Source organism: Corynebacterium tuberculostearicum, assembly GCF_022347235.1.
Taxonomy (GTDB): Bacteria; Actinomycetota; Actinomycetes; order Mycobacteriales; family Mycobacteriaceae; genus Corynebacterium; species Corynebacterium tuberculostearicum_F.
Window position 1 is genome coordinate 35,833 of record NZ_JAKRDX010000015.1, and the last position, 20,194, is coordinate 56,026.

Below are 20,194 nucleotides of genomic sequence, written 5' to 3' on the forward strand. Positions count from 1 at the left end.
GTGCGTATAAGAAAACGTTTCATCCTCCGGTGGCCCACTGAAGGTGAGCATCCGGACGGGATCCCGTTATTCATCGTGGCGGATATCCCGGTAACACAGGAAAGAGGTAATTCGATGGCTCCTAAGAAGAAGGTATCCGGTTTCATCAAGCTGCAGATCGAGGCAGGCGCCGCTAACCCGGCACCGCCAGTTGGCCCGGCACTGGGTGCCCACGGCGTCAACATCATGGAGTTCTGCAAGGCTTATAACGCCGCTACCGAGAACCAGCGTGGCAACGTGGTTCCGGTTGAGATCACCGTCTACGAGGACCGTTCCTTCGACTTCAAGCTGAAGACCCCGCCGGCAGCTAAGCTGCTGCTGAAGGCCGCTGGCATCAGGAAGGGCTCCGGCGTCCCACACACCGACAAGGTCGGCTCTGTGTCTTGGGATCAGTGCAAGGAAATCGCAGAGACCAAGTTTGCGGACCTGAACGCACGTGACATCGAGAACGGCGCTCGCATCATCGCCGGTACCGCCCGCTCCATGGGCATCACCGTTGATGGCGCACCGGAGAAGTAAAAACTTTATGTGGTAGGGCCAGCTACGGCCCGCCGAACACCACACCAATCCAGAAAAGGAATTGTTAAATGAGCACCAAGTCTAAGGCTTATAAGGCCGCTGCGGAACTGGTAGATAAGTCCCGCCTGTACCGTCCGATCGAGGCTACCAAGCTGGCCAAGGAGACCTCCTCCAAGAACTTCGACGCCACCGTTGACGTCGTCTTCCGCCTGGGCGTTGACCCGCGCAAGGCTGACCAGCTGGTTCGCGGCACCGTTTCCCTGCCTAACGGCACCGGTAAGGACGTTCGCGTTGCTGTCTTCGCTGAGGGCGAGAAGGCTACCGCCGCTCAGGAAGCTGGCGCTGACATCGTTGGCACCGCTGAACTGATCGAGCAGATCAACGAGGGCAACATCGATTTCGACGTTGCTATCGCTACCCCGGATCAGATGGCCAAGGTTGGCCGCGTTGCTCGCGTCCTGGGCCCACGTGGTCTGATGCCGAACCCGAAGACCGGCACCGTTACCGCAGACGTTGCTAAGGCAATCTCTGAGGTTAAGGGCGGCAAGATCTCCTTCCGTGTTGATAAGGCTGCTAACCTGCACGCCATCATCGGCAAGGCATCCTTCGATGCTGAGAAGCTGGCTGAGAACTACGGCGCCCTCATGGACGAGATCCAGCGCCTGAAGCCTTCTTCCGCTAAGGGCATCTACATCAAGCGCGCTACCATCTCCACCACCTCCGGCCCGGGCATCCCGGTTGACGGTTCCGTGGTCAAGGATTACACCGCGTAAGCAGTTCTAACGCACTGCGTTCAAAGTTAAAGGGCTTCGAGGATTGCCTCGAAGCCCTTTTTCTATGTCTTAGCCCGCCTGCAGCTACACGGCGTCAATATCGTCTGGCACCCAATCGCCGCCGTCGTAGTAGACGTTGCGTGCCAAAGGAATTTGGTGCGAAGCAGACTCCAGGATGTGCATAAAATATCCGGCTGTATTCGGAATGGCGAGGGTATCTCCTACGGCAATGCCATCCGGGAAGTCCAGTTCGCGGCGCAGGATAACCTCGTCTTCAATGCAATAGGCACCCACCACAAAGCCGGTGCGTGGCTCGCGGGAGATTTCCTCTACTGGGCCGGCCGTAGGTACTAAGAGAGGGTCGAGCAGGATGTCATCTGCGGCGGTCCGGCACTGGGTGCGATTCATCGCCACGCCGATAAGGGGCAGGCCATCAGAGCGTTCTTTGAGGAAGCTCACCTCGGTGAGGATGACTCCGCAGCCGTCGAGGAGGCTGCGGCCGGGCTCCAGGTGAAGTGCGATGTTCCGCTCGCGCAGCGCCGTGCCAGCGGTGCTGTAGCCGCGGACCTCACCGGAGAGGAGCTGGTCCAGCCACTGACCGCGGGTCGGCTCCTGCCAGAAGGGGTAAGTATTGGACAGCGGATCCGCTTTCCACGTGAATGGTTCACCGGTACCAGCACGTTGGGACGCGATGCGCTCGAGGTAATTCTCCCACTGCTCGCGGGATTCCAGGTAGCTCATGGGCACACCGCCGCCGATATCGATGAAACTAGCGGGCTGGCCCAACGCGCGTAAGTGCTCAACTAACGCAATAGCCTCTGCAAGGGCGGCTCGGCGGTCGGCCTCGCTATAGCCATGCAGGTGCACGTGGACGCCCACAACACGAAGCTCCTGTGGCCACTCGGCTTGCCGCCATGCCGGCAGCCTTTCCCCGAAGCGGGTGGGAGGTAGGGAGTCCGGATCTGGAGCGAGGCGTGGCGCCACGTGGGCGGTGGTTTCTAAAGCCTGCGCGATGGCGGCGATGCGCTGGGATTCGGCGCGAGAATCACAAGAGATAGTAACTCCCCGCGAAACCGCGAGGCGGAGCAAGCCATCTGTTTTGATAGCGGCGCTGAGGATGATGCGCTCGGGGGCGACACCGCGGTCGAGCACTTGGCGGAGCTCGTTCTCGCTGGCTACATCCACCCCGAGCCCGGCATCGCGCGCAGCATCGACAAAACACAGCGCCTTATTAGCCTTTCGTGCGAAAAACACCTGGTTCTCCACACCGTGGGAAGCGCCCGCATCGAGCAGCTCATGGGCATTGTGGCGCAGCGGCGCGGGATTCAACACGTTCACCGGAGAACCGTAGCGCGAGGTCAATGCGCTGACGCGCTGCGGGTTTTCGACGAGCTCACGCATCCACCGTTCCCACCGGGCGCGCAAGGGGACGGTGCCGTGGACGGGTAGTGGTTCTACAGGGGTGGTGGTCATGGGTTTCCTACTTTCTCCGCCCAGCGGGGGATGTCATCGTGCACGGAACGGTTAAGGGAGTCATGGCCGGGCAGAGAGAGCTCATTCATTCGGCCAATTTCCACCACGCCAGGAACGTCGTGGAAGGGGGAGGGGGTGGCTTGGGGAGCAACGGTGGCGTCAATAAGCAGGTTCACGCCGCCCTTTTCCCGCCAGGAATCTATCTGCCCCGGCGTGCCTAGGTAGTCGGTATTCACCACACCGGAGTGGATCAGCTCGACCAGACGCCTGGCTGTGACCGGTGGCGGACCAAAAGCCACGCGCTCAAGGGTGCGTGAAAGCTCACGGAAGCCGGGCATGGGGCCATGCGCCTTGTGCCAATCGACGCACTCTTGGAATACCCCACGAAACGCCGCACCCACGGCCGCGGCCGGGGTGAGCGGACCGGTAGCTTCGGCCGCACGAAGGGACGCCTCGAGCTCAGCGACGGCATCGCCCGTGAAATCCTGACCGTCGATAACGGCGGCGAGGTCCGCAGTTGAGAAGTCACCGAATTCGCCTGCAGCCCCAATGAGGATCTCACGCAGATCCGAAGCGTTGTCGATATGCGCGCAGGCCTGCCGCCACCGCGGTGACACCTCCGGCAGTGGTGTCTCAGGGGAGGGTTTTACCTCCATGAAGCGGCCGCTGCGGCTAACCGGGTAGATGGTTTCGGCGGTATCGCCATACAGCAGGCACACATCGATGAAGCTTAAGGCGGCACCGCGTACGCCGATTCGCCGTGCGGAGCTGGGGAGATCGGCACCGAAGTAGAGACCGGTGACCGGTACGCACGAGGCCTCATAGGCCAAGGAACCGGCGTGGAGATGGTCGTGGCCGGTGCAGACCAGGACCTCGTCGAAGGGGGCGCCATCGACCATGAAACCTTCTCCTTCGGTGCTTACCGCGGTCACGCGGTGCGGCAGGTGCCGGATGCGAACGTGGGCCGGCGCGCGGCGTACTGCGGCGGACCAGGTATCGGCGAGGAATTGGCCCACCTGGGCCCGCGGCGGGAAGGCATCGGTGGTGTCTTTGCCGCGGCGGGTGCGCCAGGCGTTGAAATTATCGTGGGCCGTGGTGACGATGGCGCAGTTGACGTTGAGGCGCCACTGTAGCGGCTGCTGCGGACGGTAGACGGCGCCCGCACCGGCGGGGTAGGGGTCAAAGACGGTGACATCGAGTGGAACGCGGGCGCGCTCGATGAGCTCCTCTACGGCCCAAAGTCCACGCGGTCCACCTCCAATGATGGCAATGCGGCAGGCAGAGCTAGCAGAAGTCACTGCGACGACCTCTCGATGCGCGCGGCAAGTTCAGCGGGCGAAATGTCGAAGTTTTCGCACACCCAGGAATCGTTATAGATGGTGTCCAGGTAAGGCTGGCCGGCGTCGTGCAGCACGGCAACCACTTCGGCCCCTGCCGGCAGGGAGGGGGCGAGGCGTTGGAAGGCGGCGATGACGGCACCACCGGAAGCGCCAGGCAGTAGGCCCTCGGCTTGGGCGAGCTGTCGGGCGGCAACGATGGCATCGAGATCCGGAACCCGCTCCACGGAAGAAGGCGAAAACTTGGTGGATAGCTCGGTCACGATTCCGGCGCCATAGCCAGGCAGCATGCGGGTGCCACGCTCACCACCAAAAAGCACGGAGCCTTCGGCATCAACGCCGATTGTGTGAGCGTCGGCGCCCAACTCGGAGAGCTTGCGTACGCAGCCGCCAAGGGTTCCGGTGGTGCTCATGGCCACGAGCAGGTGGCTGGGCGCTTGGCCGAGCTGGTCCAGAATCTCCGTCATGGTGCCTTCCGCGTGGGCGTGGAAGGCGGCTTCATTGGAGTACTGGTTGAGGTTGAAAGAATCAGGGATCTCTTCCAAAAGCTCGGCCACGCGGGTGCGGCGGGCGGTGAGCCAATCGCCGGTTTCTGGATCGGGGTGGTCGAGCAATTCCACGTGTGCGCCGTAGGCCCGCATGGTAGCCACCGTGGAGGCGTTGACCCGCGGATCCACCACGCAATGGAACTTCATTCCTTGCAGCGGGGCCTGGCGAGCTAGAGCCATGCCCAGGTTGCCGGAGGAAGATTCCACCAGCGTCGAACCCGGGCGGATATCGCCGGCTGCAAGCGCCGCCTGGATAAGGGCTCGTGCCGTCCGGTCTTTTGCAGAACCGCCGAGGTTGAATTGTTCGAGTTTGAGATAAAGGTGGACATCCGGCCGGGGACTAATCGCCTCCACACGCATGAGTGGGGTGTTGCCAATGGGCGGATGCGCTTGAGAATGAATCCTAGGGCTCATCATTGGCCCCATGGTAGACCTTTACGTCCACCTTTTCCGCCGGCTTAGTCCTTGATCTCCGCATAGGCATCGAGGGCAGCTTGGCGCGATTCCTGCAGGTCCACGATGGGCGGGGCGGACAGCGCCGGTGCCCAGCGGCGCACGTACTCGCCGTCGGGGTCGAAGCGCTGGGCCTGCGTTTCGGGGTTGAAGATGCGGAAGAAGGGCGCGGCGTCATCGCCGCAGCCGGCCACCCACTGCCAATTAAACGGGTTGGAGGCGGCATCGGCGTCCACCAACGTGTCCCAGAACCATTCCTCGCCCAGGCGCCAGTGGATGCCCAGGTTCTTGGTGAGGAAGGAGCCCACCACCATGCGCACGCGGTTGTGCATATAGCCGGTGGCCCAAAGCTCGCGCATTCCGGCGTCGACAAGCGGAATGCCCGTAGTGCCGGCCTGCCAGTCTTTGAGCCGTGGGTCGTCCCAAGACCAGTCGAAGCGGTCGAATTTCTCCCGCACGTTTTCGGTCGCGAGATTGGGCAGGTAGTAGAGGCGGTGCCAGGCAAAGTCGCGCCACAGCAGCTCGGAGTGGAACTTGGCGGCCTCTGGCTCCTCGGCCGCGGCGAACCACACCTCGCGCGGGGAGACTTCGCCAAAGCGCAGGTGGGGCGAGAGTAGGGAGGTGGCATTGAGCGCGGGGATATCGCGCTCCTCGGCATAGTTGGCTAGGTCCAGCTGGGCTAGTCGCTCGCGCGCGCCGGCCTCGCCGGGCGTCCAGCGCTCGGCCAGCGATGCCGCCCATGCCGGTTCGGTGGGCTGGGGCCAGGCAGATGCACTGCTTGCCGACGCCCCCATCTCCGGCACCCCCTCCGGTTCATCTCCCGCCACCTGGGAGGCGGCGGCCTTGGAGAAGGGAGTAAAGACCTTATAGGGCTGGCCTTGGCCATTGGTGACCTCCCAGGGCTCGACCAAGGTGAAGCCGGGCGAGGACGTCGCGGTGATGCCCTGGGAGGCCAGGGTTTCCTTGACGGTGGCATCGACCTCGCGCAGCGGGCCGTGGTAGCGGCGGGTCCACGTGACGGTGGTGGCGCCCAGTTCGGCGGCCAGGCGGGGGATTTCCTCGCGGGCATCGCCGGCGGCGCGAATGAGTTCTACGCCGTGGCCGGCAAGGTCGTGGGCGAGGGCGTAGAGGGAGCGCTCGCGCCACCACGTGGTCGCGCCGCCCAGCGGGCGGGTGCCGGGATAGGCAGGCTCGTCGAGGACGACGGCGACCAAGGGGGCGTCGCCAAGCGAGGCGGCCTCGGCCGCGCGGGAAAGGGCCTGGTTATCGTGCAGGCGCAGGTCATCGCGGAACCACATGAGGCAGGTCATGGCGGCCATCCTACGCGGCGGAAACGGCGATTTGGAGAAACTGCGGGTGGGGAGGTAGTGTTTTCCACGAAGTTTGAACGGCCACTTCACGGCCGAGTCAAAGTTCACCGAAGACCGTTGGTCATCCATTTGGATCGAAGGTTCTCCATCCTAGGAGGCGGCCCACGCAGGAGACACTTTGCGATTATTCGCGGCATTCTCTTATGTCGCGCGCCCTGTGCTCTTGCACGGGGCTTTTGTTGTTTCGGGCAACCGAAGCGAGGAAGGCCCCGGCGGAATAATAAAAGAGATGTTTTGGAAGGAGGCGAGAGACAATGGCAAACCCAAAGAACACTGCAGACCTGGCAGAGCTGAAGGAGAAGCTGGCTGGCGCTAACTCTGTTGTATTGACCGAGTACCGCGGCCTGACCGTATCCCAGCTGCAGGAGCTGCGTAACGATCTGGGCTTTGACGTTGAATACTCCGTCGCCAAGAACACCCTTTTCAAGATCGCTGCCAAGGAAGCTGGCATCGAAGGTCTTGATGATTTGCTGACTGGCCCGACCGCAATTGCGTTCATCAAGGGCGAGGCAGTGGATGCTGCGAAGGTCATCACCAAGTTCGCTGATGACAACAAGGCACTCATCATCAAGGGTGGCTACATGGACGGCAACGCACTGTCTGCCGACCAGGTTGAGGCCATCGCCAAGCTGGATAACCGCGAGACCACCCTCGCAAAGCTGGCTGGCGCTATGAAGGGTTCTATGGCGAAGGCAGCCGCTCTCTTCAACGCTCCTGCAACCAAGGCTGTACGCACCGTCGCAGCCCTGCAGGACAAGAAGGAAGCAGAAGCTTAAGTCGTCACAAAAGACGCACAATTACAACACCGTGTGCGCGGCCTAAATCACGCGCAGCGTACACACAACACAGAAAGGACTTGCCATCATGGCTAAGCTCACCAAGGACGAGCTCATTGAAGCTTTCAAGGAAATGACCCTCATCGAACTGTCCGAGTTCGTTAAGGAATTTGAAGAGGTATTCGACGTTGAGGCTGCTGCTCCGGTTGCTGCTGTTGCAGCTGGCGCTCCGGCTGAGGGCGGCGCTGGTGCCGCTGAGGAGAAGACCGAGTTCGACGTCGTTCTGACCGACGCTGGCGCTAAGAAGATTGGCGTTATTAAGGCTGTCCGCGAGATCGTCTCCGGCCTGGGCCTGAAGGAAGCTAAGGAAATGGTCGAGGGTGCTCCTAAGGCTATCCTCGAGGGCGCTTCCAAGGACGACGCTGAGGCTGCTAAGACCAAGCTGGAAGAGGCTGGCGCTTCCGTCGAGCTCAAGTAATTTCACTGAGCTTTACGCTTTCAAACCCCCACTCTTACCGCCGCGCGCGGTGGGAGCTGGGGGTTTCCTCGTTTTATGCTCGCGGGCGCAATGCGGGTAGTACAGCAATGGCCAATAGTGTCAAAGTGTGACACTATGGCGTTGCTGAGTTCAGGAGGGGTAGCTTAGAGCGCTTTCACACAGATGGTAAGGCGCCAAAGTACGTGCCCCCCCTGAACTGCGAAGGATACTGCGTCGCAAACTCATCATGATTGACCGAGCAGCCTCTCTTGCCGATTTGAGGATTCCACCAGCGAATCACTTAGAAAGGCTGAAAGGGCAGTGGGACGGATTTTATTCCATCCGTGTTAATGCGCAGTGGAGAGTAGTCTTCCGGTGGACAGGGAAAGGAGCTGTGGACATTGACTTCATCGACTATCACAAATGAGGGAGAGGAAGCCTCGGATATCGTCCCCGTTCCACACCCTGGAGAGGTTCTGCGCGAGGAATTTCTGGAGCCGCTCGGACTGGCTCAATACCGCTTAGCCAAGGATATTTTTAGCTCCAAGTCCCAAATTTCCAAGCTGGTGCGTGGGCGCATTGGGATTAGTGCGGAAATGGCGCTCCGTCTTTCCGCCTATTTTGGCAATTCGGCGGAGTTTTGGCTGGGGCTGCAAGAAGAGTTTGATCTCTGGTGCGCGCGGCAGACCACGGATACCAGCAGCATCATCGCTTGGAATACGCAGACGGCCTAAAACCAATCCGGCGTGGCGGGGCGGCCTGTAGAAACAGGGAATCGCCGCCACGGGTTGTAGAATTAGCCCCCATGCTGCCCAAGTCCCGCATTATTTCCGTCCTGCTCCTAGGCCTCGGCGTCGCGCTCATCGCCGCCGGAATTGTGGCGCCGGCGTTTTTGGATTACTCCCCGCGGCTGCCGCTGAACCTGAAAAACAGTACGTGGACACTGCACGATGATTCTGCGGATTCGCAGCAGCTGTCCAAGGACGGCACCACGCCGTATTCGGGCCCCATGACCTACCAAATCAACATGGATATCCAAGAGCCCTCGGACGAGGAGAAGGCCACCGTACGCATCGGTGAGACCCGCATGCGCGGCGAAGGGGAGGGCCTTAATGACCTGAGCCAGGCCCAGGTGTGGACCTATCCCGTGGACCGTCTTAGCGGCGAGGCGGCGGGGGAGGCGTCGCTTAGCCATACGCTTGCTACGCCTTCGGATAAAGTCACGGTGGATGGCTACTGGCTTAAGTTCCCAGCAGGCGCAGAGAAGACCAACTACCCGGTCTTTGACCCGACCCTGCGCAAGGCCGTCGATGCGGTCTTTGAAGAAGAAACCACGATGGACGGCCGCACGGTCTACCGCTACCACCAAGAAATTGAGCCAACCAACGTCGCGCAGCTATTTGCGGCCGATGGCAATACCACCAGCCTGCCCAAGAAAGACGGCGGCGAGGAGCAGGGCTACCTAACCCACTCCGGCAGCCGCGACTTCTATGTGGACCAACAAACCGGCCTCGTGGTGGGCATGGATATGGATATCGATGATTACTACGCGGACCGCGAGGGTGTGGGCCGCGAGCGCGCCTTCGTCTTTAATGGTTCTACCTCTGAAGAGGACCAGCAGGCGCTGCTCAAAGAGGCGGCAGATTTCCCGCGCGACCGCGTGGCGGAGATCGTGCGGTGGGGTGCCATCGGCCTCGGCGCACTGTTGACCCTGCTCGGAATCATTGGCGCACTGGGCCTAATTGGCGGCAAGAATAAGCATGCCCGCTCGCGGCATAACCGTGGGCGCATCGGCGGGAACGCGGTTCCGGCCAGCCACTAAAAGCCCAGTTAAGAAACTAATCCGCCACCAGGTTTGCGGTGTAGCGAGAATTTAGTGGTAGGGTGCTCGGTGGTTGTCGCGCACAGTCGCGCGACGTGGACGCGTTAGCGCCGCGGCGAGCACGAGCTTGCCCCCTAGCGCGGTAGCGACACGCCCCAAGAGTGGTGTGTCTTTACATGGCAGGTCTTTTCCTATAAGCTGTTTCGTTGCGCTGGAATCTGGATCTTCGGTGCACATTTAGCCTTTCAGGCCGGTGATGGCAAAACCGACTTGACAAGGTGATTTTGTGCATTCTGAACCCAGACACTCCACAGCAGACCGAATGCTAGAATTACCAGCGGTTTTGCGGCTCGTCGGCCAGGGCGAGCAGGCAATCCGCGTGAGGTGCTGGAAGGACCCATCTTGGCAGTCTCCCGCCAGACCAAGTCAGTGGCCAATATCCCCGGAGCCCCGAAGCGATACTCGTTTGCAAAAATCAGCGAGCCTATCGCCCTGCCGGGTCTCCTTGACGTACAACTTGATTCCTTTGATTGGCTCGTTGGCGCGCCGGAGTGGCGCGAGCGCGAGCAGGCTGAGCGCGGCGATGACGCCCGCGTGACGAGCGGCCTCGAGGACATCCTCGAAGAGCTCTCGCCGATTGAGGACTACTCGGGCAATATGTCCCTGTCCCTGTCGGAGCCGCGCTTTGAACCGGTGAAGAACACCGTGGATGAGTGCAAGGAAAAGGACATCAACTACTCCGCGCCGCTGTACGTGACCGCAGAGTTTATTAATAACGACACCCAAGAGATTAAGTCGCAGACCGTCTTCATCGGCGATTTCCCGATCATGACGGATATGGGCACGTTCATCGTGAACGGTACCGAGCGCGTCGTCGTCTCTCAGCTGGTGCGCTCCCCGGGCGTGTACTTCGATCGCTCGATCGATAAGTCCACCGAGCGCCCGCTGCACTCCGTGAAGGTTATTCCTTCCCGCGGTGCATGGTTGGAGTTCGACGTCGACAAGCGCGACACCGTCGGCGTGCGCATTGACCGCAAGCGCCGCCAGCCGGTAACCGTGCTGCTTAAGGCACTGGGTTGGAGCGAGGAGCAGATCAAGGATCGCTTCGGCTTCTCCGAGCTCATGATGTCCACCCTGGAGTCTGACGGTGTAGCGAACACCGACGAGGCACTGCTGGAGATCTACCGCAAGCAGCGCCCAGGCGAGCAGCCCACCCGCGAGCTGGCTCAGTCCTTGCTGGATAACTCCTTCTTCCGTGCAAAGCGTTACGACCTGGCTAAGGTCGGCCGCTACAAGGTCAACCGCAAGCTGGGGCTCGGCGGCGACCACGATGGTCTGATGACCCTGACCGAGGAAGACATTGCCGTCACCCTCGAGTACCTGGTCCGCCTGCACGTAGGCGAGCGCGAGATGAAGGCACCGAACGGTGAGATGATCGCCCTGCACACGGACGACATCGACCACTTTGGTAACCGTCGCCTGCGCACCGTGGGTGAGCTCATCCAGAACCAGGTCCGCGTCGGCCTGTCCCGCATGGAGCGCGTTGTGCGCGAGCGCATGACCACTCAGGACGCGGAGTCCATTACTCCGACCTCCCTGATTAACGTGCGCCCGGTCTCTGCTGCTATCCGCGAGTTTTTCGGTACCTCGCAGCTGTCCCAGTTCATGGATCACAACAACTCGCTGTCCGGCCTGACCCACAAGCGCCGCCTCTCCGCGCTGGGCCCAGGCGGTCTGTCCCGTGAGCGCGCCGGCATTGAGGTGCGAGACGTTCACGCTTCTCACTACGGCCGTATGTGCCCGATTGAGACTCCTGAGGGCCCGAACATTGGCCTGATTGGTGCGCTGGCGTCCTACGCCCGCGTGAATGCTTTCGGCTTCATTGAGACCCCGTACCGCAAGGTTGTGGACGGCAAGATCACCGACCAGGTGGAGTACCTCACCGCCGATGAAGAGGACCGCTTCGCAATTGCTCAGGCCGAGGTTGAGCAGGACGAAGAGGGTAACCTCACCGGCGAGCGTATTGAGGTCCGCCTGAAGGACGGCGATATCGGGCTTACCGACGCCGCCGGTGTCGACTACGTTGACGTCTCCCCGCGCCAGATGGTTTCCGTGGGTACCGCCATGATTCCGTTCTTGGAGCACGACGATGCTAACCGTGCCTTGATGGGTGCGAACATGCAGAAGCAGGCAGTGCCGCTGGTACGCTCCGAGGCCCCGCTGGTTGGTACCGGCATGGAGCAGCGGGCTGCGTACGACGCTGGCGACGTGGTTATCACCCCGAAGGCCGGTGTGGTCGAGAACGTCACCGCTGATGTCATCACCATCATGGATGATGAGGGCCAGCGCGATACCTACATCCTGCGTAAGTTCGAGCGCACCAACCAGGGCACCAACTACAACCAGACCCCGCTGGTTTCCATGGGCGAGCGCGTTGAGGCCGGCCAGGTTCTGGCCGATGGCCCTGGTACCCACAATGGTGAGATGTCCCTCGGCCGCAACCTGCTGGTTGCCTTCATGCCGTGGGAAGGCCACAACTACGAGGACGCCATCATCCTCAACCAGCGCATCGTGGAGGAGGACATCCTGACCTCCGTCCACATCGAGGAGCACGAGATCGATGCTCGCGATACCAAGCTGGGCGCCGAGGAAATCACCCGCGAGATCCCGAACGTCTCCGAGGACGTCCTGAGCGACCTGGACGAGCGCGGCATCATCCGCATCGGTGCCGACGTCCGCGCCGGCGACATCCTGGTGGGTAAGGTCACCCCGAAGGGCGAGACCGAGCTGACCCCGGAGGAGCGCCTGCTGCGCGCCATCTTCGGTGAGAAGGCCCGCGAGGTTCGCGATACCTCCATGAAGGTGCCGCACGGTGAGGTAGGCAAGGTCATTGGCGTTGCCCGCTTCTCCCGCGACGATGATGACGATCTGGCCCCTGGCGTCAACGAGATGATTCGTGTCTACGTTGCCCAGAAGCGCAAGATCCAGGACGGCGATAAGATGGCCGGCCGCCACGGCAACAAGGGTGTTGTGGGCAAGATCCTGCCGCCAGAGGATATGCCGTTCATGGAAGACGGCACCCCGGTGGACATTCTGCTCAACACCCACGGTGTGCCGCGTCGTATGAACATCGGCCAGGTCCTCGAGGTTCACTTGGGCTGGCTGGCACACGCCGGCTGGAAGGTCGATACCGAGGATCCGAAGAACGCCGAACTGCTCAAGACCCTGCCGGAAGAGCTCTATGACGTTCCTGCAGATTCCTTGACCGCTACCCCGGTCTTCGACGGTGCTACCAACCACGAGATCGAGCGCCTGCTGGCTTCTTCCCGTCCTAACCGCGACGGCGATGTGCTGGTGGATGAGCATGGCAAGGCCACGCTTTTCGACGGCCGCTCGGGCGAGCCATACAAGTACCCGATCTCCGTCGGCTACATGTACATGCTCAAGCTGCACCACTTGGTCGATGAGAAGATTCACGCCCGTTCCACCGGTCCTTACTCCATGATTACCCAGCAGCCGCTGGGTGGTAAGGCCCAGTTCGGTGGCCAGCGCTTCGGCGAGATGGAGGTGTGGGCAATGCAGGCTTACGGCGCTGCCTACACCCTGCAGGAGCTGCTGACCATCAAGTCCGATGACGTCGTTGGCCGCGTGAAGGTTTACGAAGCCATTGTTAAGGGCGACAATATTCCAGATCCGGGCATCCCTGAGTCCTTCAAGGTGTTGCTCAAGGAGCTGCAGTCCCTGTGCCTGAACGTGGAGGTTCTCTCCACCGACGGCACTCCGATGGAGCTGTCTGGCTCTGATGACGATGACATGGATAGCCCATCGCTTGGCATTAACCTGTCCCGCGATGAGGGTTCCTCCGCTGACATCGCCTAGTTAGTTTCTTGGTCCACCGCGGGGAAAATCCCCGCGGCAGGGCATAAACGTTTCATTCATAAAAAGCCATCAATTCCTCGACAACGAGGATGAAAGGGAGACATTACGTGTTTGACGTAAATCTCTTCGACGAGCTCCGCATCGGTCTGGCCACCGCAGACGATATTCGTCGCTGGTCCAAGGGCGAGGTCAAAAAGCCCGAGACCATTAACTACCGCACCCTGAAGCCGGAGAAGGACGGCCTCTTCTGCGAGCGCATCTTCGGCCCTACCCGTGACTGGGAGTGCGCTTGTGGCAAGTACAAGCGCGTCCGCTACAAGGGCATCATCTGTGAGCGCTGTGGCGTTGAGGTGACCAAGTCCAAGGTTCGCCGTGAGCGCATGGGCCACATTGAGCTGGCTGCTCCGGTAACCCACATTTGGTACTTCAAGGGCGTTCCTTCCCGCTTGGGCTACCTGCTGGACCTGGCTCCGAAGGATCTCGAGCGCATCATCTACTTCGCGGCGAATATCATCACCTCCGTGGATGAAGAGGCCCGCCACAACGACCAGTCCACTCTGGAAGCAGAGATGCTTCTGGAGAAGAAGGACGTTGAGGACGATACCGAGTCCGAGATCGCAGAGCGCGCCTCCAAGCTGGAGTCTGACCTGGCTGAGCTGGAAGCAGCCGGTGCCAAGGCAGATGCCCGCAAGAAGGTACAAAACGCTGCCGATAAGGAGATGCAGCACATCCGTGAGCGCGGCGAGCGCGAAATCGCCCGCCTGGATGAAATCTGGAACACCTTCATCAAGCTGGCTCCGAAGCAGATGATCATTGATGAGACCATCTACGAAGAGCTGGTTGACCGCTACGAGGATTACTTCACCGGCGGCATGGGTGCAGAAGCCATCCAGACCCTGGTCCGCAACTTCGACCTCGAGGCTGAGGCCGAGGAACTGCGCGAGATCATCAACAACGGCAAGGGCCAGAAGAAGATGCGTGCCCTGAAGCGCCTGAAGGTCGTTGCTGCCTTCCTGCGCTCCGGCAACGATCCGGCAGGCATGGTGCTGGACGCCATCCCGGTTATCCCGCCAGAGCTGCGCCCGATGGTGCAGCTGGACGGTGGCCGCTTCGCTACCTCCGACCTGAACGACCTCTACCGCCGCGTAATCAACCGCAATAACCGTTTGAAGCGCATGATCGACCTGGGCGCTCCAGAGATCATCGTGAACAACGAGAAGCGCATGCTGCAGGAGTCTGTAGACGCGCTCTTCGATAACGGCCGCCGTGGCCGTCCGGTTACCGGCCCGGGCAACCGTCCGCTGAAGTCCCTGTCTGACTTGCTCAAGGGCAAGCAGGGCCGCTTCCGCCAGAACCTGCTGGGTAAGCGTGTGGACTATTCCGGCCGTTCCGTTATTATCGTTGGTCCGCAGCTGAAGCTGCACGAGTGTGGTCTGCCGAAGCTCATGGCGCTCGAGCTGTTCAAGCCGTTCGTCATGAAGCGCCTGGTAGAAAACGACTACGCTCAGAACATCAAGTCCGCCAAGCGCATGGTTGAGCGCCAGCGCCCAGAGGTGTGGGACGTTCTGGAGCAGGCCATTTCTGAGCACCCGGTGATGCTTAACCGCGCACCTACGCTGCACCGCCTGGGTATTCAGGCCTTCGAGCCGAAGCTGGTTGAGGGTAAGGCTATTCAGCTTCACCCGCTGGCTTGTGAGGCGTTCAACGCCGACTTCGACGGTGACCAGATGGCAGTCCACCTGCCGTTGTCCGCTGAGGCACAGGCTGAGGCCCGCGTCCTGATGCTGGCGTCCAACAACATTCTGTCCCCGGCATCCGGTAAGCCGCTGGCCATGCCACGTCTGGACATGGTTACCGGCCTGTACTACCTGACCATGGACAAGTCCGAGGACGAGATCGGCGGCAATGGTCGCTTCCGCGAGGCAGAGAAGGACAAGCCGGCTACCGGTGTCTTCTCCTCCTACGCTGAGGCCCTCATGGCCTATGACCGCGGTACCGTTGGCCTGCAGGCTCCGATCAAGGTCCGCATCGATCATCTTCGCCCGCCGAAGGAGATCGAGGAAGAGCAGTTCCCGGATGGTTGGTCCAAAGGCCAGGCATGGATGGGTTACACCACCATCGGCCGCGTCATGTTCAACGAGCTCCTGCCGTGGAACTATCCGTACCTCGAGGGCATCATGGTCCGTAAGGGTGGCGGTTCCGGCAACAAGGTTCTCATCGGTGACGTGGTCAATGACTTGGCGAATAAGTACCCGATGATCACCGTGGCTCAGGTGCTGGACAACATGAAGGATGCCGGCTTCTACTGGGCAACCCGTTCCGGCGTGACCATCACCATGTCTGACGTTCTGGTTCTGCCGAATAAGACCGAGATCCTCGAGTCTTATGAGAAGGAAGCAGAGCGCATCGAGCGCAAGTACTGGGAGCAGGGTGCCCTGACCGAGCGCGAGCGCTACGACCGCCTGGTTGAGCTGTGGAAGGACGCTACCGATACCGTCGGTGAGGCCGTCGAGAACATGTACCCGGACCACAATCCGATTCCGATGATTGTGAAGTCTGGTGCGGCCGGTAACATGCGTCAGATCTGGACGCTGGCCGGTATGAAGGGCATGGTTGTGAACTCGCACGGTGATTACATCACCCGTCCGATTAAGACCTCCTTCCGCGAAGGCCTGTCCGTGCTGGAGTACTTCAACAACTCCCACGGTTCCCGTAAGGGTCTGGCCGATACCGCACTGCGTACCGCTGACTCCGGCTACCTCACCCGTCGTCTGGTGGACGTGGCTCAGGACGTCATCGTGCGCGAAGAGGACTGTGGCACCCGCCAGGGCGTGCGCGTCCCAATCGGCGAGGAATCCGGCGACAAGGTTGTTCTCTCCGAGCTGTGGGAGACCTCCGCATCCGGCCGCGTTATCGCAACCGACGTCAAGGACGCCAACGGCGAGGTCGTGGCCGAGGCCGGCTCCGACCTCACCGAGGAGCTCACCCAGAAGCTGCTTGACGCTAAGGTCACCGAGGTTAAGGTTCGCTCCGTGCTGACCTGCCAGACCCCGGCTGGCGTGTGCGCCAAGTGCTACGGCAAGTCCATGGCCTCCGGCCAGCTCGTCGATATCGGCGAGGCCGTTGGCATCGTGGCTGCGCAGTCTATTGGTGAGCCGGGTACCCAGCTGACCATGCGTACGTTCCACCAGGGTGGTGTCGGTGGCGATATTACCGGCGGTCTGCCGCGTGTTCAGGAGCTCTTCGAGGCCCGTAACCCGAAGAACCGCGCTCCTATCGCCTCCGTTGATGGCACCGTGTCCCTGTCTGACGAGGGCAACTTCTGGACCCTGACCATCACCCCGGATGACGGCTCTGATGACGTGGTTTACGAGAAGCTCTCCAAGCGCCAGGGTCTGGCTCAGGTCCGTCGCCCGATGGAGTCCAACCCGGATGCGATGATCGAGCGTTCCCTCAAGGACGGCGACCACGTGGAGACCGGTGACCGCCTCATGCGTGGTGCGGCCGACCCGCACGACGTGCTCGAGGTTCTCGGCCGCCGTGGCGTGGAGCAGCACCTCATCAATGAGGTTCAGGCTGTCTACCGTACGCAGGGTGTGGCTATTCACGATAAGCACATCGAGATCATCATCCGGCAGATGCTGCGCCGCGGTACCGTCATCGATGCCGGTACCACGGACTTGCTGCCGGGTAACCTCATTGACCTCTCTGAGGCTAAGCAGCTCAACGCTGCCCAGGTTGCTGAGGGCGGCGAGCCGGCTCAGCTGCGCTCGGAGATTATGGGTATTACCAAGGCTTCCTTGGCTACCGAGTCCTGGTTGTCCGCTGCTTCGTTCCAGGAGACCACTCGCGTGCTTACCGACGCCGCTATTAACAAGCGCTCCGATAAGCTCATCGGTCTCAAGGAGAACGTCATCATCGGTAAGCTGATCCCGGCCGGTACCGGTATCTCTCGCTACCGCAACATCTCCGTCAAGCCGACCGAGGCTGCACGCAACGCTGCATACTCGATTCCGACTTACGGCGATTCCATCTACGGCGATGACGGCTTCGGTGAATTCACCGGTGCTTCCGTCCCGCTGGATGAGGACTTCACCTTCTAGGTAAGAGCGAGGGCAGTAACGCCGTAAAAGCTGCCCAAACAAGAAGCGTGTCTGGACCCCAGACACGCTTTTTTCATGCGAAAAGGCGGACAGCTTAGAGAAGGCGTACTGATCTCCAAGAGGGACATTTAGCTGATTTATCACGTATTTAAGTGACGCGAACAGTCCGAAGGGTGACTGACTAGGCGGATCTTCCGTTCCCGGGAGATGTGTACGACGTTAACCATCGATAATAATAAAATAAAATGCAGGCATGAGTTGTTAAAAGTGGCTGATTTCAATAATATTACAGGTTGAGGACAGTTAGAAATCAGCTAAAAATCAGTTGTTCGTACGCCCAGACCAAGAGTGGGGGCATGCTCCTGTTCTCTGTTGTTCCCTAACTTTTCATAAGGAAGGCCTTTTCATGGAATTGAAGAGTTCTAATCGCGCTGCTCGCCGTCGTGGTACCACGATCGCTGCTGCTGCGCTTTCGGTCGCGCTTGTGGCGCCGTTTGTTCATCCAGTTGTCGCCCCACAGTCTGCAGCAGCCGCGCAGGCTCAGACCTCAGGCACTGTTGCGGCTACTCCCGTGACGGATCCGTCTAAGCGCATTGAAGCGGATGGCATCGCGAATGGTTACGTCACGAAGCGAATCGACATGACCAACGCTTTTGCAACGCTGTCTGGTGTCGTTGGCCTGAAGGAAACGAGTGCGTCGTCTTCCTTGAAGGGAACTATGGGCATCAATGACGCCACGGTGTACATGCAGTTCAAGGACGTTGACGGCACGATTTCGCCGATCTACACTGCGAAGTCCCACCAGCTTGGCAGCTCCGCCGGCAACTACGCCTTCGATCTTCGAGCAAAGGATGAGGATGGCAATCTGCTTTCCCACCCGGACAGCCCTGTGCCGGGCGGCGAGTACTCCTTCATCGATGCGAACGGCAAGCCGCACATCTTCCGCGCTGAGCGCGGTCAGGAGTACCGCATTTGGGTTGATTCGCCGCTGAAGAATGAGGAAACCGGCAACGACCTTACCTACGTTCGTCAGGCTGGTGGCGGTGTTCCGGGTGCGTGGGCACCTGTCACGCAGGGCACCGCAAACGGTGCTTTCTACTTTGAGGGCAACAACATGCAGCGCACGGGTGTGTTCTTGGAGGAGCGCGCGCCGAGCGTTTCGGAAAACTCCTACATGGTGAGCCCGGAATTTTCCATGGATGAGGAAGGCTGGCACAAGCCTGAAGGAAAGGAAGCGCCGCGTTACTCCTACTTCGGTAGAGTCTGGTCCGACGCGGAAGGTGGTCCGGACCGTAACGAGACCGGCCCGCTTTATCAGTGGAAAGGTGATCAGCCGATCGAGGGGGCGAAAGTCTACGCCTCCGTTCTTTCCGACGATGGCATCGCTGAATACGAGCGACTAGCAATCGCCGATATGCCGTACCGCGAGCAGGCTGCCGCCACCAAGGCCATGATCGAGAACATGCGTGCGAATGGTAAGGAGCCGATCCTTAAGACCGTTGGCGCTGTTACCGATGCCGAAGGCCGCTACACCATCCGTATGGGTGAGGATGTCGGCGACCGCATGAAGAATTACACCTACATCTGGGCGGAGAACGACGGCAAGGTCCTGAACTCCTTCAGTGGTTTCCCGACGCCGGTCTTCCAGAAGGTGAACGGCAATGCGGGTGAGAATCCGAACTGGGGCGGTGCAGTTGGTATTCCGAGCTACACCAACCAGCGTTGGTACAACATCAACTTCGCTGAGGTGCAGGCCGACATCGCAAATTTGGACATCGTCAATTACGATTCCTACCTCAACCCGGCAGACCTTCCGGAAGGCATCAACAACCTCGAGCCGGCGAAGATCAAGTTGACGGGCGCGCTGCCGTTCTCTGGCAATAACAAGATCCGTTGGATCGGCCCAGACGGCAAGAAGATTGGCGAAGACTGCGCGGTCGACACCCTGGCGGACGCTGCTAACTGCTCCCTGGCTCCTGAAGATTTCGCAACTCCTGGCACCTATGTCGCACAGCTGGTCAATGCATACGACGTTGTCGTTGGTCAGGACTCCTTCCTTGCGTTGGACAAGGTTCGCCAGAACGGTGAATTTGAGCCGCAGTACGAGGACGCTACTGCTCCTACCGGTGAGAAGACGACCGTGGAAGTGCCGAAGGACAAGGACGGCAAGGAGATTCCGGAAGGGACCACCTTCAAGCCGGCTGGTCAGGTAACTGATCCGGACGGCAACAAGATCGACAAGCCCGAGTGGATCAAAGTTAACCAGGATGGTTCGATCGTGGTTGAGCCGCCAAAGGATGCGAAGCCTGGCGACTACACCATCCCAGTCGTGGTAACTTACCCGGATGGCTCCCGCGAGACCATCGAAGCAAAGGTCAATGTAAAGACCAGTACTCCTGCTCCGTCGATTATTGCTGGTTCTGAGGACGATGAGGTTCCGGCTGATGGTTCGGAGAAGACCTTGGATGACAAGGTTGAGAATCCGACTGATGATATGACTGGTGAGGTCCTGGATAAGGACGGTAATCCGATTAAGGATGCGACGGTTGAGGTTGATCCGAACACCGGTGACATTAAGGTGACGGTGCCGGAGGGCACTAAGCCGCAGGATGGCAAGGATGGCA

Annotated in this window: 14 protein-coding genes; 10 read left to right on the top strand and 4 right to left on the bottom strand. The window is 60.4% G+C overall.

Features of this window, described 5'->3' with window-relative positions:
- Positions 1 to 114 precede the first annotated feature (114 nt).
- Complete coding sequence (gene rplK, locus MHK09_RS08940) at positions 115 to 558, top strand: 50S ribosomal protein L11 (protein WP_250413324.1); 444 nt, start codon at positions 115 to 117, stop codon at positions 556 to 558.
- A gap of 68 nt (positions 559 to 626) precedes the next feature.
- Entirely contained in the window at positions 627 to 1,331 is a 705-nt protein-coding gene (gene rplA / locus MHK09_RS08945; RefSeq protein ID WP_005322897.1) for a 50S ribosomal protein L1, read from the top strand.
- Positions 1,332 to 1,415: 84 nt separating this feature from the next.
- On the opposite strand, the gene MHK09_RS08950 is transcribed toward rplA, so the two are convergent.
- The 4 genes from MHK09_RS08950 to MHK09_RS08965 are packed head-to-tail and all read right to left on the bottom strand — an operon-like array spanning position 1,416 to position 6,452.
- On the bottom strand, positions 1,416 to 2,804 hold the full coding sequence (locus MHK09_RS08950) for a type III PLP-dependent enzyme domain-containing protein (RefSeq protein ID WP_250413325.1): 1,389 nt from the start codon (positions 2,802 to 2,804) through the stop codon (positions 1,416 to 1,418).
- Entirely contained in the window at positions 2,801 to 4,102 is a 1,302-nt protein-coding gene (locus MHK09_RS08955) for an FAD/NAD(P)-binding protein (RefSeq protein ID WP_250413326.1), read from the bottom strand. Before MHK09_RS08955 ends, MHK09_RS08950 begins: the two co-directional genes overlap by 4 nt.
- Positions 4,099 to 5,115 carry a pyridoxal-phosphate dependent enzyme gene (locus MHK09_RS08960; protein WP_250413328.1) on the bottom strand — a complete coding sequence of 339 codons (1,017 nt, stop codon included), beginning with the start codon at positions 5,113 to 5,115 and terminating at the stop codon, positions 4,099 to 4,101. Before MHK09_RS08960 ends, MHK09_RS08955 begins: the two co-directional genes overlap by 4 nt.
- 32 nt (positions 5,116 to 5,147) lie before the next feature.
- Entirely contained in the window at positions 5,148 to 6,452 is a 1,305-nt protein-coding gene (locus tag MHK09_RS08965; RefSeq protein WP_250413330.1) for a cryptochrome/photolyase family protein, read from the bottom strand.
- A 314-nt stretch (positions 6,453 to 6,766) separates the two neighbouring features.
- On the opposite strand from MHK09_RS08965, the gene rplJ reads away from it, so the two are divergent.
- From rplJ to MHK09_RS09005, 8 genes are all read left to right on the top strand, one after another.
- Entirely contained in the window at positions 6,767 to 7,288 is a 522-nt protein-coding gene (gene rplJ, locus MHK09_RS08970) for a 50S ribosomal protein L10 (RefSeq protein ID WP_005322886.1), read from the top strand.
- Positions 7,289 to 7,376: 88 nt separating this feature from the next.
- A complete protein-coding gene (rplL, locus tag MHK09_RS08975; RefSeq protein ID WP_005322882.1) occupies positions 7,377 to 7,766 on the top strand; it encodes a 50S ribosomal protein L7/L12 in 390 nt (129 codons plus the stop codon).
- Between the two features lie 247 nt (positions 7,767 to 8,013).
- Positions 8,014 to 8,193: a type II toxin-antitoxin system RelE/ParE family toxin gene (locus MHK09_RS08980; protein ID WP_250413331.1), complete on the top strand. Its 180-nt coding sequence runs from the start codon at positions 8,014 to 8,016 to the stop codon at positions 8,191 to 8,193.
- Positions 8,168 to 8,500, top strand: coding sequence for a HigA family addiction module antitoxin (locus MHK09_RS08985; protein WP_250413332.1), 333 nt, complete (start codon positions 8,168 to 8,170; stop codon positions 8,498 to 8,500). Before MHK09_RS08980 ends, MHK09_RS08985 begins: the two co-directional genes overlap by 26 nt.
- A gap of 71 nt (positions 8,501 to 8,571) precedes the next feature.
- Positions 8,572 to 9,588, top strand: a complete 1,017-nt coding sequence (gene pgfA, locus MHK09_RS08990) for a cell envelope lipid trafficking protein PgfA (RefSeq protein ID WP_250413334.1) — start codon at positions 8,572 to 8,574, stop codon at positions 9,586 to 9,588.
- Positions 9,589 to 9,972: 384 nt separating this feature from the next.
- The gene (rpoB, locus tag MHK09_RS08995) at positions 9,973 to 13,467 is read left to right on the top strand and encodes a DNA-directed RNA polymerase subunit beta (RefSeq protein ID WP_250413336.1); all 3,495 of its coding nucleotides are present in this window, start codon (positions 9,973 to 9,975) and stop codon (positions 13,465 to 13,467) included.
- A 107-nt stretch (positions 13,468 to 13,574) separates the two neighbouring features.
- Complete coding sequence (locus MHK09_RS09000; RefSeq protein WP_005327978.1) at positions 13,575 to 17,570, top strand: DNA-directed RNA polymerase subunit beta'; 3,996 nt, start codon at positions 13,575 to 13,577, stop codon at positions 17,568 to 17,570.
- Between the two features lie 406 nt (positions 17,571 to 17,976).
- On the top strand, positions 17,977 to 20,194 hold a 2,218-nt coding region (locus MHK09_RS09005), incomplete at its 3' end, for a Rib/alpha-like domain-containing protein (protein ID WP_250413337.1).